This is a genomic window from Mucilaginibacter sp. cycad4 (genome assembly GCF_034263275.1).
Classification (GTDB): Bacteria; Bacteroidota; Bacteroidia; order Sphingobacteriales; family Sphingobacteriaceae; genus Mucilaginibacter.
In genome coordinates, this window is the sequence record NZ_CP139559.1 from 2,780,131 (window position 1) to 2,798,874 (window position 18,744).

An 18,744-nucleotide genomic window follows, 5' to 3' on the forward strand; every position below is an offset into this window, starting at 1 on the left:
ATTCCATCAATCGTATATAAAAATACTCTTATTTAAAATACTTCCCTATCACCTCCAGCATCTCCCCTGTTATCTTCCCATTAGTCGCCAATAATTCGCGGGTATCCAGTACTTCAGAGCCGCCTTTAAAGTTCACCACTTCACCTCCGGCTTGTTTAACAATGACAATACCGGCAGCAACATCCCAGGCGTTAAGGTTATACTCATAAAAAGCATCAAAACGACCACAGGCAGTATAAGCCATGTCAACAGCTGCAGAACCTAAACGGCGCAGGCCATGGCTGCTACGCATTAGTTCTGTAAACAATTCGATATAGGCGGCCTGCTTTGTAAAATCGTAATATGGGAAACCGGTTGCCAGTAAGCTGGTACCAACCGTGCTGTTTTTACTTACGCTGATCTCTTTACCATTCAGGTATGCCGGCGCATCTTTCCAGGCGTAAAAGCATTCGTCGAGGTTTATTTCGTATACCACGCCGGCTATCAGTTCATCATATTCTTTCAAAGCTATGCTTACCGAAAAAGCCGGTACACCGTGGATGAAATTGGTGGTGCCATCAAGCGGGTCGATGATCCAGTTATAGCGCTCGCCAATTTTAGTTGTTGTTTTTTCTTCGGTGATGAAACCGGCTTCAGGTAGTATTTTGCTCAGGCCTTTTACGATGGTTTCTTCGGCTGTTTTATCAACGTATGATACCATATCGTTGAGGCCTTTATATTCTATCCTATCAGGATCAAATGCTTTACGCTCCTGCCTGATGAAATCACCTGCTTGTTTTGAAACTTCAATTACCTGGTTTATGATGCTCGCTGTTTGCATGGTTACGTTTTAATGATAGACTGAATGAAAAAACTTTATGGATAAAAAAGCTTGCGAAGAACAGACTGAGCGCAGCCGAGATCCGCGCTACCGTCGGGTTAAAACTGCAAGCCTGGATCAATATTTTCACAACCGATAAGTTGGCAAAAAAACCGATAATAGCCACTGTTACAAAACGAAGGAACTGCTTGCGCGGTGCCGATTTAGATTCGTTGAACACCATGTAGCGGGTAATTAAAAAATTAACTACAACGCCCATAAAAAACGACAATGCCAGCGAAACGGTATAGTTACGAACGGTAAGTCCGAATATCCGGTAAGTATGCTGTATAAGCAGGTTGTGGTAAAAAAGATAAAATGCCGAAACATCAACCAAAAAACCGGCACCGGCCGAAAGTACAAATCTGAATACCTGATTATCGATTAATTTGCCTTTTGATTTATTATCAGCCATTTGTTGTGCGCAGCGCTTTCTTTTCTTTGTTTAATCCGGTTACAATAAGTGTAATACCTCCTAAAATCATGATCACAGAGATCATTTCGGCCTGGGTAAATGAAACACCTGCAACAACATACTTTGTATTAACCCTGATGAGCTCAATAAAGAAACGCTCAACGCCAGCTAATATCATGTACACACCAAACAAAACGCCCGGAGCTTTAAAAATGTGCCTTATTTTCCACAATACAAAGAACAGTAATAAACAAATTACAGATTCATAAAATGAGGTTGGATAAACGGGGTATTGCAGCTCATGGCAAAATTTGCCTACACAATTAACCATCTGTACGCCTTCGTCGTTCACGTTATGCGGAAATTTAAAGCTCCACATCCAATCGGGTGCCCAGCTTAACCAGTGTGGTTTTGGTGCAAGGTTAACTATGCCCCAGTCACCGTCGCCGCTCATCTGGCAGCCTATACGGCCTAATGCATAAGCCAGCATCACGCCCGGGCCGCCAATATCAAGCATAACCAATGGCTTAACGCCGTTTTTATTGGCAACATAAAGTACAGCTGCACCACCGCAAATGAGGCCTCCATAAAAAGTTAAACCGCTAAAGCCTATCAGCATGCCAACGGGGTCTTTCATAAAATCGCCCCAGTTTTCTAACGCGTTGAACAACTTAGCGCCGGCAAAGCCAAACACAGCCGCCCATAACAATATGCTCCCCATCAGTTCGTGGGGATGTACATCAACATCTTTAGTTTCGGGCTTGTCACGGCGTTGCTTTTGAGCCTCGTTCCATGCCCAATAAGCAAAAACAGCTGCTCCAAGGATCCCGCCTATCCAGTTGCCACGCAGGGATAATAAAAATTCCTGCGGACTATCAATGAGAGCCTGATAATTGAGAATACAATCAACAATTTTGTAGCCTAACAGAAAACCAAAAACACCATTGCCCGCAAGCTCGGCATTTGAAGCCGGCAAACCGATAGTAACCCTTTTTTTTAAACTATGGATAACGCCTGATGCCTCTTTGCGTTTAAACTCCTGCGTGAAAGCCCAGTAAGCGCCAACAAAAGCTATCGCTACAAAAAAGCCAAAAGTTTGGATAGGCAGGGGAAGATTAAAACCAAAAAGGTATTTCAGTAACGATGTGAGCGTTGGAAACATAGGTTATATTTTAGGCGAATATAGAATTTAATGCACAAATATTTCTTCGCCTTCTGTTATTTCAACATCACCATCAGGTGAAATATTTGTTAGGTACACTGTTTTTAATTCGTTCACCAGTACAGGATCATACTTGGTGCGCACCTTCACATAGTTGCGCGTAAAACCATGCATAAAGCCGTCTTTAATATCGCCCTCAAATAAAACCTCCTCATTTTTATGGAGCTGGCTTTCATAAAAAGCACGGCGTTTTTTGTCCGACAGGATATGCAGCATTTTGCTTCGCTCGCCACGTGCAGATCCGGGAACAGCGCCCGGCATCTGGGCAGCCAGGGTATTTTCCCTTTCCGAATAAGTAAATACGTGCAGGTATGATATATTAAGTTCGTTCAGGAAATTATAGGTATCAATAAAATCTTCCCTTGTTTCGCCGGGGAAACCAACGATAACGTCTACACCAATGCAGCAATCGGGCATCAGCTCTTTAATTTTGGCAACACGGTTAACGTAAAGGTCGCGTTTATAACGGCGGCGCATCAAGCCCAGGATCTTATCCGAACCTGATTGCAGCGGGATATGAAAATGCGGCACAAAGCGTTTTGATTCGGCTACAAAAGCGATGATCTCGTCGGTAAGCAGGTTAGGCTCGATAGATGAGATCCTGAAACGGTCGATACCTTCTACTTCATCCAACGCTTTAACCAGGTCAAAAAATTTGTCCTCGCGGTTGCCGTTACGAATGCCGAAGTCGCCCAGGTTTACACCTGTCAATACAATTTCTTTCACGCCTGATTCGGCAATTTGCTTTGCCTGTGCTACAACATTTTCAATGGTATCGCTCCTGCTGGCGCCACGGGCCAGCGGGATGGTACAAAACGTACAAGAGTAATCGCAGCCATCCTGCACTTTCAGAAAAGTACGGGTACGGTCGCCAAAAGAATATGCGGGAACAAACTCATTGGCTTCAGACACAGGCTGATTAAGTACCAGCGCCTTTGGCCTCTTGGTCAGGTCGGTAATATGATCAACGATCTGAAATTTTTCGGCAGCGCCAAGCACCATGTCAACGCCGGGGATTTCGGCAATTTCCTGTGGTTTAAGCTGTGCATAACAACCTACAATGGTTACGTAGGCATTGGGCGAAATCTTAAGCGCTTCTTTAACAATCTTCTTACACTTTTTATCAGCATTATCCGTAACCGAGCAGGTATTGATCACAAAAACGTCCGGTGTTTCGGTAAAATTCACCGTATCATAACCGGCCTGGTTAAACAGCCGACCAATGGATGAGGTCTCTGAATAATTCAGCTTGCAGCCTAAAGTGTAAAAAGCGACTTTCTTGTTCATTTCAATCGGCAAAGATAATGTTTTTTAAAGAAATGCCTATTTCCGTAATTTCATGGTATGGTAAAAGTAATTGTAAAATTATGGGTGTCTCAAAATCGCCGTTCTCAAAATAAAACTGGATTTGCTTTCGCCGCATTTTTAAAATGTTCCATTTTTTGAGAGTGAAACGAGGAACGATCGTTTTATGAAACATACTGGTAATCAACAGTTTAATATCTTAATTAAAACATATCTAAATTCCTGATTATCAATCAATAAAACTTAAAGAAGTATAAAACCAGCGTTTCACGAAACATACTTCTTTCCACCGTTTTTTAATGTTTTTTGAGTTTTTTTTGAAATGCGAACAGTCATACCAATGCCTGCTGACAAAACAATGTCACCATTATTGCTTCATTTTTTCCATAAACCGAAAAATCGCTTTCAGAACACGAGGCTCCTACGGAGCCTTGAAACTATGTCTCGTCCTAAAAAAAGTTTACATTTTATGAGATAGTCCTGTTATGTATTTACAAGTGTAGTGATGTCCTGTGATACGTTTACAATGTTAGTGTTTTTGCGATAATAGTTCTTCCACAATTTTTGAGGTAGCAAGCTTTTATCATGCACATGTTGGGGCGTTAGCAGACCGATACTGAAGTGTGGCCGGTGTTTGTTATACAACTCGATAGCTCTATCCAGTAATTGTTTTGCTTGTTGCTTATTCTCAGGCCGGTGATGCTTAAGATATTCTTCTTTAAGAATGCCGTTCATTCGTTCAGCAACGGCATTCTCTAATGGGTCACCGTTCTCGGTCATACTGATCTTGATGTATCTGTCCTGTAATAGCTTTACATAGCTTTCTGTGCAATATTGCACTCCCCGGTCCGAGTGATGTATAAGTGCCTCCGGCAATTGTTCAGGCAGGTCTTTTAAAGCCATTTTCAAGGCCTGTATCGTTTCGATCGTTTCTAAGGTATCAGCCAAATGATAGCCAACTACTTTGTGCGAATAAGCGTCCGTTATCAAACTGATGTACAAATGTTCTTCTTTTACTTTCCAGTAGGTGATATCGCTTACCCACAGTTGGTTAGGCCTGACGACCTCCAGGCTGCGTATGATATTCGGCCATCTGTTGAACCGGTGACCCGACCAGGTCGTCACATGCCGCCTGCGGCGTTTCTTTACTAACAGTCCATTAGCTGACAACAGGTCGAACAGTGCATCCCGTCCCATTTTAATGCCATGATCAAGCAAAAAAGGGTGCAGCTTTTCATAAAGCTTCCTGCCACCCATTGCCCGGTGGTCTTGGCGAATGCTGACAACCTCCTGCAATATAAGTGTATCCTCTATTCCAGATGCTTCTTGTTGCCAAAAGTGCTGATAATAGGCCTGACGGGTAATACCAAGTAACCGACATAATCGTACAAGGCTGATCCTTGTATACATGTCTTTCATCTCATGGATCACTTGGTATCCGACTTTTTTCGGATAGGAATATTAAGATCACGTTCAGCAATCTCGATCATACGCTTGTACATTTCACTGCGAAGCTGCTCATCTTCAAGCTGACGTTCGAGTTCTTTGATGCGTTGTTGTTCTTGCGACAAGGCACCTGTAGGCGGATCTTTATGGGGCTTCTTTGCGGGCAAGGATAGTGGTTTTACTGATGACAAATATCTGTCTTTTTCCGAAACTTCTGCATAACCTAACTTCTGCATCCAACGCGTTATGCCACTATGTATCTTGATATCATATTTCCTCAACAACGCCTTTTGACTAACACTGCCAGCCAAATACTCTTTGATAACTGAATGCTTAAATTCAAGTGAATAATGTCCTTTTCCATCAATAATGATCTTTTCCATGTAGTTTATTTTTGTGTAAACTCATTTCAGGACAAGACACTATTCAATTTTCCCTATAAACACGTTACCCCTCCGGGGTGATTACTGCAAATCCTATAACTCCGTTAGGAGTATCGTGTTTATAGCAATATTACATTTCGCAAACCGGCTCCATAGGCGCCCCGTGTCGCCTGTTTGTTTTAAAAGCGACTTCGCTGTTTTCATAAACCTTCATTTTTATAATCGTGGCAATTTACCTACTTTCAGTGCGGATAAAACGTAAATCTAAACCGGAAATATTATGATCATATACGGCACCAAAGCTAAACTCCTAAAAGCTGAAATAACAAGCGACACCTGCCCAAACTGCAGTACGGCCAACAGTATACAGATGAATGTATTTCAACGCTGGGCGCATATTTTCTGGATCCCGTTTTTCCCGATTGGTAAAACCGGTGTTTCACAATGCCTCAATTGCAGGCAAGTGTTAAAGCTTAAGGAAATGCCCGCGTCGCTCAAATTAAGCTATGATAACGTAAAAGCCCAAACAACGATACCTGTCTGGACATTTGCCGGCTGCTTTTTGATCGTTATCGGTTCGATACTTTTTTATATCAGCGAAAAACAGAAAGCTAAAAAAGTAAACCAGTGGGTGTTGTCTCCTCAAAAGAACGATATTTTTCACATCAAACTTAAAAATGATCACTATACCCTTTACAAAGTAAACAAGGTGTCTGGTGATTCTGTTTACCTTGCCCTGAACAAATACGAAGTTGACCGCGAAGACGGGCTTGACGATATTGCCGCAAAAGGCGATACCGCTTATGACAGCGCACAGGAAGGGATTGCCAAACCGTTCCTTGTGGAAATGGCCAAAGAGGGGGTTATTTTGGATATCGAACGGAAATAAATGACGTTACGATATGTATTCAACTCCAACCCACTCATCTTGGTTCGCTAAATTTTTTGAATGCCTTTATCTGTACATAGCAGTTGCAGATGGTTTGTTCATGCTATCAGGACCGCTGATTTATAAGCTTTTTAATTATAGCGATCCAAACTCGTTCATCCGTTCGTTCTTATATGTGGGCATCGTCATGTGTCTTCTATCCGTAGGATACGCAACTTATTGGCACCATAAAAGTAAAAACGAAGGATTTAATTCGGGGATAAAACATGCGTTTCTGCGTGGCGTACTGCGATATTTTTTGGCATACGAGGTAACGGTTTACGGCTTCGCCAAGATCTTAAAAACACAATTCGCACACCTTTACATGAGGGACAACATCCCTGTTGGCAGTTTAAACGGCTTTGAGCTTACCTGGAATTATTTTGGCCATTCATACACTTTCGCAGTTATTCTGGGATTAATACAGATAGGCGGCGGCATCTTGCTTTTATTCAGGCGCACCGCATTATTAGGCACTTGTATTTTATTACCGGTAATGTTAAATATCGTGCTCATTAATATTTTTTATAATATTGATCCTGGAGCTTTTGGTAATTCCATCATCATCAGCTCAGGCTTATTGTACCTTTTACTATTGCGATGGCATGATCTTATTGGCTTATTTTTCAAACAACCGGATAATATTCCGGTAATCCGGTGGCGCTTTACCAAACCTGCCATTAAATTATTAGTGATCCTATCGGCTTTTATCAGCATTTATGGTTTTGTAAGAGGAAACATATCATCACCTCTTGCAGGAAAATGGAAAATAGATGAATTTATCAGGAACGGTAAAGCTGTAGGTAAAAATGAATGGATAAACGGCGCGCAAAATTGGTGTTACATTTACATAGAAGAAGACGGCAAGATTTCGTTTTGTGCCAACCCTTATGTTTTTGAGGCTAATCGTGCCTGGTTTGGTCATTCTGTTTACAAGGCCAATCAAAAAACACTTAACATCGTGTTTGATGGCGGCACAAATAATGATACCACAAGGGTAAAAATCAGCAGTTATGACGGCAGGCAAATGCGGTGGGATGCCAAAGTGTATGATGATACTTTAAAGTTGAAACTGATTAAAGAATAGCTTGCCTGTTACACATTCCCCCAACCCAGCGCCAGCACATCAGCAATGTGCATAGTTTGAACAGGCAGATTGTTTTTGTCGATATACCCCTGCATGTGCATCAGGCATGATGTATCAGTGGATATGATGTATTCAGCTCCCGCATCAAGTGCGTTGTTTACTTTTTGCTGTGCCATGGCGGTTGAGATCCCATCAAACTTAACAGCGAAGGTGCCCCCAAAACCGCAACAGGTTTCTCCGTCTTTCAGATCAAGCAATTCCAGGCCAAGTACTTTGGAGAGCAACTGGCGTGGCTCGTCTTTTATCTTGCATTCGCGCAGGCCTGCGCAGCTATCATGATAAACAGCCTTGCCGTCAAGCTCGGCACCGAAATAATCAAACTCCAGGATATTCACTAAGAAATCGGACAGCTCGTAGATATTGCCTTGTATAGCCCTGCATTTATTGTGTACGGCTGTATTGGTAAACAGATCGTTATAATAATTCTTCACCATACCCGTACATGAAGCCGAGGGCGAAACAATGACACTATCCTCCGAAAAATCGCTTAAAAATTTATTGCCTACCTCTTTGGCATCATCCCAAAAACCGGCATTAAAAGCCGGCTGACCGCAGCAGGTTTGCGCCGGGTTGTAACTAACCTTGCAGCCGGCCTTTTCCAACACTTTTACAGTATTAAAAGCTGTCGCGGGGAACAACTGATCTATAAAACACGGTATGAACAACTCAACCTTCATCGGCACAAATTAGTTAACGGGCGCTAAAATCCGAATTTTTATTAATGTTTTGTTCGGTCTTTAACAAAGAAATCAATAAAACAAGACCGACTATGAAAAATACGCCCAATACCAAGACCGAATTTCGCGGGCTTCCGGTTATTTCTTCAAAAAAACCAAAACTAAAAACCCCGCCTACTATAGCCAACTTTTCGGTAACATCATAAAAACTAAAAAAGGAAGCCGTATCGGGAATATTTTCGGGCAGATATTTGGAATAGGTAGAGCGCGACATGGATTGAATGCCGCCCATCACCAAACCTACCACCACTGCTATAATATAAAACTGCGTTTGTGTATAAGTGAAGTAAGCAGCTACACAAACCGCAATCCACAGGATCACGACACCAATTAAAACCCGCACATTACCATATTTACCCGACAAGCGCGACATTAGCGTAGCACCCAAAATTGCCACCAACTGTATAATTAAAATAATGGTGATCAGCTGAGGAGTTTCCATTTTCAACTCTTTTGCAGCAAAACCGGTTGCTACCAGCATAATGGTTTGCACACCCATGGAATAGAAAAAGAACGATGGCAAAAACCTTTTTAACAGCGGCATTTCCTTAACCTTTTTCCAAACGTGACCTAACTCAATAAACCCGCCTTTTATAATATTATGACTATGACTTTGCGCATTCGGACTCCCCTTGGGCAATACACTGAACGGGATTATGGCAAACCCTATCCACCATAAGCCTACCAGCAAAAATGACAATCGCGGCGCAAAGGTTTTATCCGTAATACCAAACCACTCCCCTTTCAGCACAAATAAAAAACAGATGAGCTGAAGCAGCACGCTGCCGATGTAGCCATAGGTAAAACCTTTGGCACTCACATTATCCTGCATATCAACAGTGGCAATTTCGGGCAGGTATGAATTGTAAAACACAAAACCACCGCTGTAACCAATAGCTGCAAGGGCGAAGCAAATAATGCCCATCTCCAGGTGGTCTTTATCAAAATTGAACAGCGCACAGCAAGCTGCCGAACCGAGCAGGGTAAAAAACATCATGAAGATCTTTTTATTGCCTTTATAGTCGGCTATGGATGACAATATGGGCAACAGCAATACCATCACAAGGTAAGCGGCCGATAACGCATAATCTGAAAGCGCGGTGTTTACAAAACTTTTCCCGAAAAAGTTAACCCTGTCGCCATTGGCATGATTGGTAGTGATAGCTACATAATAGGCCGGAAAAATGGTTGAAGTGATGACCAGGTTGTACGCAGAGTTGGCCCAATCAAAGAAAGCCCAGGCCCGTATGGTTTTTTTGTTGTTTTTATTTTCCATTTGCTCACTAAATGTATGCAAATTTCAGAAACTGCAAAAAATGTCTGCGAACCAAAAGATGAAAAAACGATAGATGAAAAATCTTTATACCAATTTTTACGTATTAATCTAATTGCACGAATCTTAAATTAATAAAAAATTCGTGCAATTCGATTAATTGTGAATGGTTTGAAAAGTATTCGTGTAGAAATTTTTCAGATGGGATTTAATAAAACGGATCGAATTATTTTAAACGCAATTCCCTGATAAAAAAGGCTTCCCTCTTCGGAAAGCCTTTGGTTGTTTTATATGGGCACATTAGCTTCTGTCATAAAACGCGGGTGGCTCAATACCCAAAGTGCGAAGATAAACATAGCCCTGGCCACGGTGATGGATCTCGTTATCAATAACGTATTGTAAAATATAGTTAACCAAACCTTCGTACTGGCCAAATGCCAATACTGTTTCCTGGAAACGTTCGGGCGTAATTTGGGGCCAGTAGGTTTTGATTTCTTCGGTGGCTTCATCCCAAAGTTGCAGCAGTTCGGCCTTTGTCGCCGCTGTTATTTTGCCCGTGTGGTGATCAAGACCGGCAATGGGTGTCCAGTTATCGGTTACAACACCTCTTACACAAGGCCCGCCCATACTAACAAACTCTTTTACCATATCGGCAAAGGGGCGCATACCGCCTATCGAATAATTAAATAATGCATCCTCCGGAAAAGCGTCGATAACCCTGCGGGTTACCCGGCGTTGGCCAAGCCAGCTTTGTAAAAGTTGATCGGGTGTATAAACAGCTGCTGCCGTTTCGGTTGACTGTTGATTTGTGTTAGTTTCCATTGCTTTGATGTTTTGTTATTGATTACAATACAAAGTAACCACACCATGGTGACAGCCCTATGTCAACAGGAAAAAAGAAAAACTAACTAATTTGTATTTTGGATAAACTCCACTACCTGTTGCTGCTCATAATTCGATAAAGTGCCTTCCGAATAGTGCCACTTAGAAGCAGCATCGCCCTCAAAGCGGATCTGTCCTAAATAATCCGGGTTCTTTTTATCATCAAGCAGGGGTTTGCTTTCGCCAATTTCAGGAGCTATTTCCTGTACTTCAAAAAGGATAGCTTCACCATCGGCGCCGCCTTTATAAAGCTTATACAAGCCGGTGGAATTTAGTTCATGATTTGCCGATTGATGCAGCACCGGCTCAATAATGATATTCCTTTGTGTGCCGTTGTCGCCGGTGACGTTGTGGTTTACTGTGTGGATCATGGCTTATACTTTTATTTATTGATAGTACAAGCATGCAGCCAAATTGTTTAAGCCTCCACTTCGACACGCTGTTTGCGAAGTTTATTTTCTGTAAACATCAGCACGATGAGCATAATAAGCCCTAATACAAAAAAGCCATCAAGGGCAAGTGTCGAATCGCGCATTTCATTGGTTACCGCCTCTACAAAACCAAAACAAAACAAGCCCACCACTATCGATAGCTTTTCGGTAACATCATAGAAGCTAAAATACGAAGCCGTATCCGGGATATTTTCAGGCAAATATTTGGAATAGGTTGAACGTGATAACGATTGTACCCCTCCCATTACTATACCGATAATCACTGCTGCAACATAAAACTGGGTAGAACTGGTAATAAAATAAGCATACAGACAAATGGCCGACCAGATTGCCACCAAACCTACCAGCGTACGCACATTACCGAATTTCTCCGACGATTTAGAGGCGATCAACGCACCGGGCACAGCAACCACCTGGATGATAAGCACTATGGAGATGAGAGCAGCATCGGGCATATGCAATTCTTTGGCTGCAAAATTAGCCGCAACCAGCATAATGGTTTGCACCCCCACCGAGTAAAGGAAAAACGACGCCAGGAAGCGTTTCAACAAAGGCATACTCCTTACTTTCCCAAAAACCTTCGCCAACTCTTTAAAGCCGCCGGTAAGCACGTTATAACTATGCTTGCCCGCATTGGGCTGCCCCTTTGGTAACATCCGGAAAGGGATAATAGAAAAACCTATCCACCATACAAAAACCATCAGGAACGAGATCCGTGCCGGCAGCCAGTCATCAGTGATACCGAACCAATTAGGTTGAAGCACTACTATAAAGCATAAAACCTGCACCACAATACTGCCTACATAACCATAAATAAAGCCTTTGGCGCTCACAGCATCCTGCTTATCGGGTGTGGCAATTTGGGGAAGATAAGAATTATAAAATACAAAGCCACCGCAATAACCTATAGAAGCGAGGCCAAAGCAAAGCATCGGGATTTCCAATCCTGTGCCGGGCTTAAAGAAAAATAAACCCGCACAGGCCAGGCTACCCAACCAGGTAAATAATTGCAGGTATGATTTTTTATTGCCTCGGTAATCGGCTATGGAAGTGAGGATAGGCAAGATGGCGGCCACCACAAGATATGACAGACCCAATATATAGTTTGATAAAACCGTATTAACATACCGGTGCCCCAAAAAGGTTACCATTTGGGTATTTTTTGAATTGAATTTGGTTACCTCTACAAAATACGCGGGAAATATGGTAGAGGTGATAACGATGTTATATGACTGATTGGCCCAGTCAAACATACACCAGGCCCAAATAGTTTTCTTGTTGTTTTTTGCTTCCATTGCGGGCTTAAAAGTATGGAAATTTGGTTGAGCTGCATATCAGGGAAACATCATTATAAAATTTATTGTAGCTTTATGAATAGACGACTATAATATGTTCAACTACCTCCATTTTACAAATCAATTCGGCTCCTATCTTTATGATGATAATTTCCAGGCTTTTTTAGCCGATACATTTACTGACCTTAGCTCATACAATATACTGAAAAGCGATTATATGCGATCTGAATTATTGCATATTGATTTAGGTTTTACCAACGAGGATGCTGTTATTGATGAAGATGAGCTGATAGTTTTAGAACCGGGACGGCCGATATTTTCTCATCTGAATATTTACCCTGACCCGGATATGCAATATTTGCTGCCATTTGAGATTTCATTTAGCAACGCCCGCGCAGTAGTTTTCAAAAAAGCAGGAGCACCTACGCAAACCAAACAAGGAAATTCTCTCATATTGGATAAACCGTTCCTGGTAGATCATTACAGGATAGGCAACCTTGTATTAAGTATCGATTATGATCCGCAGGATGAACATATCAACTTTATTCAGTTCCGGGATAATAATATTATAGCACATCTAAAATTATAAGTATCAAGCATTTGGATAGAACAAAGACCTGCAATTAAATTAACTTCAGAATAGGTGTTGAGATGCTTCAACTTATCTATAATTTTATAGCAGCAACAAATATTACCAACGCCTTGAAACCTTATACCTTTTTTAATATTAAAACTAAGCCATATAACTTACTGGCCATTACCGCATTGCTATCGGCAGTAATTTCATTCCTGTTTGCAAACGACTCCCTGGATATTAACCTGCATGATACATATTTTGTGATCTCATATGCTGTAGTTTACCGGTTAATAGCGCTTATACTTATTTTGATATGGACAATTTATGCATTGGCAATGGATGTTTTGCCATCGCTTTGGCTAAGCTGGGCGCATATATTGATCACCACAATCGTTGTTACCCTTTTGCTATGTAAGCAAATACATTTTATAGGATTGGATGGCGCAGCACGGAGGTATTACGCGGTTTCAGAATTTCAAAAAAAGCAGCAGGGTACTTTCCTGGCTTCCATAATAATAACAGCTGCCTTTTTACTGGGGCAACTGTTATTTATCATCAACCTTGTGATGGGTATAATAAAAAAAATCAATCAAAAAACAATTCGTCACAGGTAGTATCACTTTCGGGCTATTTTAGTAATCATGCATTCAAGGCAAATAATTTCCACACTAATTTTTCTAATTGAACCTAATTACACGAATTAGATTACGGAATTAATTCGTGTAATTCGATTCAATTGTATTGACTTTGCAGAGCATTCGTGCAAGAATTTAATCAAAGATCTCGGGCAGATGTTTATAATTACCTTTAACAGTCGCCAAAACCTCATCAAACTTACCGCCAAGCATCATTTTGGTCATAGATATGGCCATGCCTTTAACCATTTTCAATTCGATATGTGGCGGCATAGCAAGGGCTGTTCCATCAGTATAAACGTTTACCAAAACCGGGCCTGCGTGCGCAAAAGCCTCTGCGATTCCTTGTTCAAGGTACTCCGGGTCATTTATAGTAATCCCCTTTATACCCATTGACTCGGCCACCAAAGTAAAATCGGGGTTGTGCATATCAACTTCAAAATCGGGCAGGCCCATTACCTCCATCTCCAATTTTACCATACCAAGGGCCCGGTTATTAAACACAATGATCTTGATAGGCAGGTTATATTGTTTGATAGTAGCCAGATCGCCCAGCAGCATAGAGATGCCCCCGTCTCCGCACATGGCCACCACCTGCCTTTCGGGGCAAGCCAAAGCAGCGCCTATAGCATGAGGCATGGCATTAGCCATGGAGCCATGAACAAATGAACCGATCATCGACCGCCGACCGTTTGCGCTGATATGCCGGGCACTCCATACGTTACACATCCCGGTATCGCAGGTAAAAATGGCATCTTCCGATGCATTTTCATTTACAATAGCGGCCAAAGCTTCGGGGTGGATGGCATCATGTTTACCGTAATCCTGAATGTAGGCTTGCTGCTGTTCTTTCACTTTGGCATGTACATGAAGTTGTGCGTCTAAAAAGCTTCGGTCGGTTTTTTCCCTGATCAATGGAATGAGCGCTTTAATGGTAGATTTGATATCGCCATAAAGCCCCATCGTTAGTTTTGCCCGCCGGCCAAGATTTTCAGGCTTGATATCTATCTGCACTATTTTTTTATCCTGCGGATAAAAAGGGGTGTAAGGAAAATCGGTACCCAGGAGAATAACCAGGTCACTTTCATGCATGCTATGATAAGCGGCCGGCAAGCCCAGCAAACCGGTCATGCCAACCTCATAAGGGTTATCATGCTCCAAAAACATTTTACCCCTGAACGAATAGCCAACCGGGGCTTTGATCAATGCAGCAAGCTCAACCACCTCGTCATGAGCATCGGCACAACCGATGCCGCCAAAAATGCAAACCTTAGGGTTACGATTGATCAGGTCGGCCAGTTTCACTAATTCTTCCCAAACAGGGGTAATATTGGCTTTGCAAAAAAAGTTATTTACCGACGAGTCAATTTCTACGGCGTCCTCCCCTGCTACATCGCCCGGAAAACCTAATACACCAACTCCCTTGCGTTGAATAGCGGTTTGAATAGCGGCTTGCGTCATGCGGGGTACCTGCATGTTATTGGCGGCCACCTGGTTATAATAACTGCAATCGTCAAAAAGTTTAATAACATTGGTTTCCTGGAAATAATTGCTCCCGAACTCTTTTGTGGCACAGGTGGATGCTATAGCCAAAACGGGCGCTCCAGAACGGTGGGCATCATAAAGCCCGTTTACCAGATGTACGTGCCCCGGGCCACTGCTGCCTGCGCAGCAGGCAAGTCCGCTTAATTGCGCGTCGGCCGAGGCCGCGAATGCACCTGCTTCTTCATTACGCACATGGATCCATTTTAATTCGGGGGTTTTGCGAACCGCGTCATTAAGTTCATTTAAGCTGTCGCCGGTAATGGCGTAAATGCGTTTTATGCCGGCTTGTACCAGCATTTCTACAAGCTGCTCGGCTACTTTTTTTGACATGTTTATTTGTTTAGCGTTAGCGATGTTTTGAGTTTCGTATACAGATAACACCAAACACATGCCATTTGTTAAGGAATTAACAGTCAAATATTTGCGATAACGGGATTATTTTAAGCTTTTGATATGTCGTGATTTTATGATAATTGATGATATATCGAACAGCCACATTATCGGATCAGGAAGATAGAAGCACCTATAATCAAGCTCTTTTTAGAGGAATTTAAGAGGGCTTGGTTCATTTCCATAAGATGAATTCATCATCTTATGTTTCAGCTAAACAAGCCGCCCCATACTACATCTCACCTGAAAGGGTGTCCATCAGAGCCCGTTCACCATCATATAAGGCCCGTTTATCGATAATATTTATCGCCCGGAAAAATTGGAGATACTTTCGATCAAGGAAAAAAAACAAATATCAAACACCCTTAAATCATGAAAAAGTTAATACTCTTATCCGTAACAGGCCTGCTGATAGCGGTCTGTATCCTGGTGGCCTGTAAAAAGAGCAGCGACACAACAACAACTACTACAACAACCACCACTACCACAACAACTGCTTCGGTTTCGGCTTTAACTTGTGGTTCGGCGGTTGTGTCATCAACTGCAACCGTTAATATGGTATTCAGTGGCAGCGCTACAATACCGTATACAGGCGGCAACGGTGCTACTTATACCGCGGGTACGGCTATCTCTTCAACAGGGGTTACCGGGTTAACGGCAACTTTAGCAGCGGGTACATTGGCGAGTGGGGCCGGGAACCTCACTTACGCCATTGCCGGTACACCAACGTCAACAGGTACCGCCTCGTTTTCCATTACCTTCGGCGGTCAAACCTGCAGCTTTTCAGTTACTGTAGATGCCGCAAGTACATCAACCGGCTGCTCTACCTCAACAAGCATTGCATCAAAAGTAGTTTGCTTAGCCAACGCATTTTTAGCAACGCTGACTACCTCTCAACAAGCCTCCGTGGTGTTAACCTTAAATAAAACCAACGCTTTGAGATGGTCAAATCTGCCCTGCGGTCTTTCATGCAGAAATGGTTTGGCTTTCAGTAGTTTGACCAGCACACAATTAGCCGCTGCAAAAGCCGTGGCAGCAGCAGCCATGGGTACAACCACAGGAGAAGGCTATGACGAATTTACTCAAATTATGGCGGCCGACGATTACCTGGGAACAATGGCTTCGGGCTACTCTTCAGGCAACTATATCATCGCATTTTTAGGAACCCCTACCACTACCGGTAAATGGATGCTGCAATTTGGTGGTCATCATTACGCGCAAAACATCACTTATGACGCGGGTGTTGTTACAAGTATCACACCGTTACACCAGGGCGTTGAACCAAAGGGATCATTTACCACCGGTGGTACAACCTACACAGGGCCAATAGAATCTGAGCATACTGCTATGCAAAATATGCTGGGCTCGTTTACAAGTTCTGAATTAGCATCTGCTAAAATTTCCGGTTCGTTTTCAGATTGTCTGATGGTTCCGGGGTCTACTACCAATACCATGCCGACTACGAAACAAGGGGTTCAGGTAAGCACCTTGAGCACAGCGGCCCAGGCAAAAGTTTTAGCGGCAATGATGCCATGGATCAATGACCTTGATGCTACTTCGGCAGCGGCCTTTACCACCATTTATCAAAACGAATTAGCCAATACTTATGTGTGTTATGCCAGCAATACTTCAGGTGTTGCAGGTTCTGCAAGTTCATTTTTAACAACCAATACAGACTATGTAAGGATAGACGGGCCAAGTGTTTGGATAGAGTTTATATGCCAAACCGGTGTAGTTATCAGTAATCAAATACATTATCACACCGTGATGAGGGATCATACCCGTGATTATATCGGATTATAAAACTATGGGAATTATGCACAACATATTTTCAATAAACAGTCGCCATAAAAACAGTTGGCGGCTGTTTATTTTTGTAACTTTTTTTGCTGTTACAGCATTAAGACCAGCCATTTCCAGCGCACACCAAACGCCCAATACGCTTGTTTTCTTAGATGCAAGCCCGAACAGAGTGGCACTCGAGCTTCAAATGCCGCTATCAGAACTGGAACTTGCCTTTGGTAACAATATATCTAAGAACCCGGAAACACTTATTGAAAAGTTTGGACCGCAGTTAAAAGAATACCTCAGAGGCCATATACATGCCTACCTGAAAAAAACTACCCCATGGGAGGTTGAAGTAGAAACGCTGAGGATGGATAAAGGGAAATATATTGAAAATAGCATGGATTACTGGGAGTTAATTGCCTATGTTGTTATCATCCCTCAACCGGGCGAAAATACCCGGAGGTTTATGCTTGATTATGACGTGATCATGCACCAGGTTATTAACCATGCAGCCCTCGTCTCCATCCGCAGCGATTGGGGGGCAGGAAATTTAGATGGCCCTTCGGCCGATGCAATGGTCATCAACCGGAGTATGAAAGATAATATAATACATCCCCTGCAAATAAATCTGCAACCGGGAAGCTGGTTTAAAGGTTTCAAAAGTATGCTTGCTTTAGGCATGCAGCACATTAAAGAAGGTACTGATCATTTACTATTTTTAATAGTGCTGTTACTGCCAGCTACTCTTTTAATAAATGGCAGGCGGTGGGGAAAATTTGGCGGCACAAAATACAGTATCCTGAGATTATTAAAAATTGTCACTTCGTTTACTATCGGCCACTCCATTACCCTGCTCATCGGTGCTTTAGGCTGGTTAAGGTTACCAGCACAGCCTGTAGAAATATTGATTGCTATTTCCATTTTAGTTTCTGCAATTCATGCCGTAAAACCAATTTTTCCGGGAAAAGAAATGTATGTAGCGGCGGGTTTTGGGTTGATACACGGCCTGGCGTTTGCATCCATATTAGCTAACCTAAAATTGGGTGCGGGCACTATGGCTTTAAGTATTTTAGGCTTTAACCTGGGCATTGAGGTTATGCAGCTTTTTGTTGTGCTGATTACTATTCCCTGGTTAATTTTATTAAGCCAAACACCGGTCTATAAATATGTCAGGATTGGAGGCGCTATCATATCTGGTATAGTAGCTATTGCATGGATCCTGGAACGCGCCACCCAAACACCTAATTTTGTTTCGGCATTTGTAAATAAAATGGCCGAACAAGCTCACTGGGCAATAGTTATACTGGCAGTTTTGGCATTGATAAGTATTCCGTTAAAAAAGCGGGCCTCTCATTCGCCAGGGTTGAACACCTAAATTTTATAGCTTATTTGAATACTATAAACTTGATTTTAAAATTAGTCAAACCTTCATTTAGAAACCCAAAAGCCGTCTCTTAACAAGGAA

Annotated in this window: 18 protein-coding genes; 6 read left to right on the forward strand and 12 right to left on the reverse strand. The window is 42.4% G+C overall.

Annotation, left to right across the window (positions count from 1 at the left end; genetic code table 11):
* Nucleotides 1-28: 28 nt before the first annotated feature.
* The 6 genes from SNE26_RS11080 to SNE26_RS11105 form a co-directional block, all read right to left on the reverse strand.
* The gene (locus SNE26_RS11080) at nucleotides 29-820 is read right to left on the reverse strand and encodes an inositol monophosphatase family protein (protein ID WP_321559422.1); all 792 of its coding nucleotides are present in this window, start codon (nucleotides 818-820) and stop codon (nucleotides 29-31) included.
* Entirely contained in the window at nucleotides 786-1,274 is a 489-nt protein-coding gene (locus tag SNE26_RS11085) for a GtrA family protein (protein WP_321559423.1), read from the reverse strand. The genes SNE26_RS11080 and SNE26_RS11085 overlap by 35 nt, the downstream gene beginning before the upstream one ends.
* Nucleotides 1,267-2,436 carry a prolipoprotein diacylglyceryl transferase gene (locus SNE26_RS11090; RefSeq protein ID WP_321559424.1) on the reverse strand — a complete coding sequence of 390 codons (1,170 nt, stop codon included), beginning with the start codon at nucleotides 2,434-2,436 and terminating at the stop codon, nucleotides 1,267-1,269. Before SNE26_RS11090 ends, SNE26_RS11085 begins: the two co-directional genes overlap by 8 nt.
* Before the next feature lie 27 nt (nucleotides 2,437-2,463).
* Entirely contained in the window at nucleotides 2,464-3,783 is a 1,320-nt protein-coding gene (gene mtaB / locus SNE26_RS11095; protein WP_321559425.1) for a tRNA (N(6)-L-threonylcarbamoyladenosine(37)-C(2))-methylthiotransferase MtaB, read from the reverse strand.
* Between the two features lie 501 nt (nucleotides 3,784-4,284).
* Nucleotides 4,285-5,220 carry an IS3 family transposase gene (locus SNE26_RS11100; RefSeq protein ID WP_321554647.1) on the reverse strand — a complete coding sequence of 312 codons (936 nt, stop codon included), beginning with the start codon at nucleotides 5,218-5,220 and terminating at the stop codon, nucleotides 4,285-4,287.
* Nucleotides 5,221-5,228: 8 nt separating this feature from the next.
* On the reverse strand, nucleotides 5,229-5,630 hold the full coding sequence (locus SNE26_RS11105) for a hypothetical protein (RefSeq protein WP_321555051.1): 402 nt from the start codon (nucleotides 5,628-5,630) through the stop codon (nucleotides 5,229-5,231).
* 280 nt (nucleotides 5,631-5,910) lie between these two features.
* Between SNE26_RS11105 and SNE26_RS11110 the strand changes: the two genes are divergently transcribed.
* Both SNE26_RS11110 and SNE26_RS11115 read left to right on the forward strand, forming a co-directional pair.
* The gene (locus SNE26_RS11110) at nucleotides 5,911-6,519 is read left to right on the forward strand and encodes a hypothetical protein (protein ID WP_321559426.1); all 609 of its coding nucleotides are present in this window, start codon (nucleotides 5,911-5,913) and stop codon (nucleotides 6,517-6,519) included.
* 13 nt (nucleotides 6,520-6,532) lie between these two features.
* Nucleotides 6,533-7,645 (forward strand): hypothetical protein, encoded by a 1,113-nt coding sequence (locus tag SNE26_RS11115; RefSeq protein ID WP_321559427.1) that lies wholly within the window; start codon nucleotides 6,533-6,535, stop codon nucleotides 7,643-7,645.
* A gap of 8 nt (nucleotides 7,646-7,653) precedes the next feature.
* Here the strand turns inward: SNE26_RS11115 and SNE26_RS11120 are convergent, their stop codons facing one another.
* From SNE26_RS11120 to SNE26_RS11140, 5 genes are all read right to left on the reverse strand, one after another.
* Complete coding sequence (locus SNE26_RS11120) at nucleotides 7,654-8,382, reverse strand: (Fe-S)-binding protein (RefSeq protein ID WP_321559428.1); 729 nt, start codon at nucleotides 8,380-8,382, stop codon at nucleotides 7,654-7,656.
* 13 nt (nucleotides 8,383-8,395) lie between these two features.
* Nucleotides 8,396-9,718 (reverse strand): MFS transporter, encoded by a 1,323-nt coding sequence (locus tag SNE26_RS11125; protein WP_321559429.1) that lies wholly within the window; start codon nucleotides 9,716-9,718, stop codon nucleotides 8,396-8,398.
* A 297-nt stretch (nucleotides 9,719-10,015) separates the two neighbouring features.
* Complete coding sequence (locus tag SNE26_RS11130) at nucleotides 10,016-10,537, reverse strand: DinB family protein (protein WP_321559430.1); 522 nt, start codon at nucleotides 10,535-10,537, stop codon at nucleotides 10,016-10,018.
* Between the two features lie 86 nt (nucleotides 10,538-10,623).
* Nucleotides 10,624-10,968 carry a hypothetical protein gene (locus SNE26_RS11135; RefSeq protein WP_321559431.1) on the reverse strand — a complete coding sequence of 115 codons (345 nt, stop codon included), beginning with the start codon at nucleotides 10,966-10,968 and terminating at the stop codon, nucleotides 10,624-10,626.
* Nucleotides 10,969-11,015: 47 nt separating this feature from the next.
* Complete coding sequence (locus SNE26_RS11140) at nucleotides 11,016-12,344, reverse strand: MFS transporter (protein ID WP_321559432.1); 1,329 nt, start codon at nucleotides 12,342-12,344, stop codon at nucleotides 11,016-11,018.
* Nucleotides 12,345-12,438: 94 nt separating this feature from the next.
* Here SNE26_RS11140 and SNE26_RS11145 point away from each other — a divergent pair, with 94 nt between their 5' ends.
* Both SNE26_RS11145 and SNE26_RS11150 read left to right on the forward strand, forming a co-directional pair.
* The gene (locus tag SNE26_RS11145; RefSeq protein ID WP_321559433.1) at nucleotides 12,439-12,933 is read left to right on the forward strand and encodes a hypothetical protein; all 495 of its coding nucleotides are present in this window, start codon (nucleotides 12,439-12,441) and stop codon (nucleotides 12,931-12,933) included.
* 62 nt (nucleotides 12,934-12,995) lie between these two features.
* Entirely contained in the window at nucleotides 12,996-13,535 is a 540-nt protein-coding gene (locus SNE26_RS11150; protein ID WP_321559434.1) for a hypothetical protein, read from the forward strand.
* Nucleotides 13,536-13,691: 156 nt separating this feature from the next.
* Here the strand turns inward: SNE26_RS11150 and SNE26_RS11155 are convergent, their stop codons facing one another.
* Nucleotides 13,692-15,431, reverse strand: coding sequence for a thiamine pyrophosphate-dependent enzyme (locus tag SNE26_RS11155; RefSeq protein WP_321559435.1), 1,740 nt, complete (start codon nucleotides 15,429-15,431; stop codon nucleotides 13,692-13,694).
* 432 nt (nucleotides 15,432-15,863) lie between these two features.
* Here SNE26_RS11155 and SNE26_RS11160 point away from each other — a divergent pair, with 432 nt between their 5' ends.
* Entirely contained in the window at nucleotides 15,864-17,294 is a 1,431-nt protein-coding gene (locus SNE26_RS11160; protein WP_321559436.1) for a DUF3500 domain-containing protein, read from the forward strand.
* 13 nt (nucleotides 17,295-17,307) lie between these two features.
* Nucleotides 17,308-18,654: a HupE/UreJ family protein gene (locus SNE26_RS11165; RefSeq protein WP_321559437.1), complete on the forward strand. Its 1,347-nt coding sequence runs from the start codon at nucleotides 17,308-17,310 to the stop codon at nucleotides 18,652-18,654.
* The last annotated feature ends 90 nt before the right edge of the window (nucleotides 18,655-18,744 follow it).

Excerpts from the sequence above, each read along its gene's own strand:
- SNE26_RS11115 (WP_321559427.1), top strand. The coding sequence starts at position 6,533 with ATGTATTCAACTCCAACCCACTCATCTTGGTTCGCTAAATTTTTTGAA.
- SNE26_RS11165 (WP_321559437.1), top strand. The coding sequence starts at position 17,308 with ATGCACAACATATTTTCAATAAACAGTCGCCATAAAAACAGTTGGCGG.
- SNE26_RS11080 (WP_321559422.1), bottom strand. The coding sequence starts at position 820 with ATGCAAACAGCGAGCATCATAAACCAGGTAATTGAAGTTTCAAAACAA.
- SNE26_RS11135 (WP_321559431.1), bottom strand. The coding sequence starts at position 10,968 with ATGATCCACACAGTAAACCACAACGTCACCGGCGACAACGGCACACAA.
- SNE26_RS11120 (WP_321559428.1), bottom strand. The coding sequence starts at position 8,382 with ATGAAGGTTGAGTTGTTCATACCGTGTTTTATAGATCAGTTGTTCCCC.
- SNE26_RS11155 (WP_321559435.1), bottom strand. The coding sequence starts at position 15,431 with ATGTCAAAAAAAGTAGCCGAGCAGCTTGTAGAAATGCTGGTACAAGCC.
- SNE26_RS11110 (WP_321559426.1), top strand. The coding sequence starts at position 5,911 with ATGATCATATACGGCACCAAAGCTAAACTCCTAAAAGCTGAAATAACA.
- SNE26_RS11125 (WP_321559429.1), bottom strand. The coding sequence starts at position 9,718 with ATGGAAAATAAAAACAACAAAAAAACCATACGGGCCTGGGCTTTCTTT.
- SNE26_RS11130 (WP_321559430.1), bottom strand. The coding sequence starts at position 10,537 with ATGGAAACTAACACAAATCAACAGTCAACCGAAACGGCAGCAGCTGTT.
- SNE26_RS11145 (WP_321559433.1), top strand. The coding sequence starts at position 12,439 with ATGTTCAACTACCTCCATTTTACAAATCAATTCGGCTCCTATCTTTAT.
- SNE26_RS11100 (WP_321554647.1), bottom strand. The coding sequence starts at position 5,220 with ATGAAAGACATGTATACAAGGATCAGCCTTGTACGATTATGTCGGTTA.
- SNE26_RS11140 (WP_321559432.1), bottom strand. The coding sequence starts at position 12,344 with ATGGAAGCAAAAAACAACAAGAAAACTATTTGGGCCTGGTGTATGTTT.
- SNE26_RS11150 (WP_321559434.1), top strand. The coding sequence starts at position 12,996 with ATGCTTCAACTTATCTATAATTTTATAGCAGCAACAAATATTACCAAC.
- SNE26_RS11085 (WP_321559423.1), bottom strand. The coding sequence starts at position 1,274 with ATGGCTGATAATAAATCAAAAGGCAAATTAATCGATAATCAGGTATTC.
- mtaB (WP_321559425.1), bottom strand. The coding sequence starts at position 3,783 with ATGAACAAGAAAGTCGCTTTTTACACTTTAGGCTGCAAGCTGAATTAT.
- SNE26_RS11105 (WP_321555051.1), bottom strand. The coding sequence starts at position 5,630 with ATGGAAAAGATCATTATTGATGGAAAAGGACATTATTCACTTGAATTT.
- SNE26_RS11090 (WP_321559424.1), bottom strand. The coding sequence starts at position 2,436 with ATGTTTCCAACGCTCACATCGTTACTGAAATACCTTTTTGGTTTTAAT.
- SNE26_RS11160 (WP_321559436.1), top strand. The coding sequence starts at position 15,864 with ATGAAAAAGTTAATACTCTTATCCGTAACAGGCCTGCTGATAGCGGTC.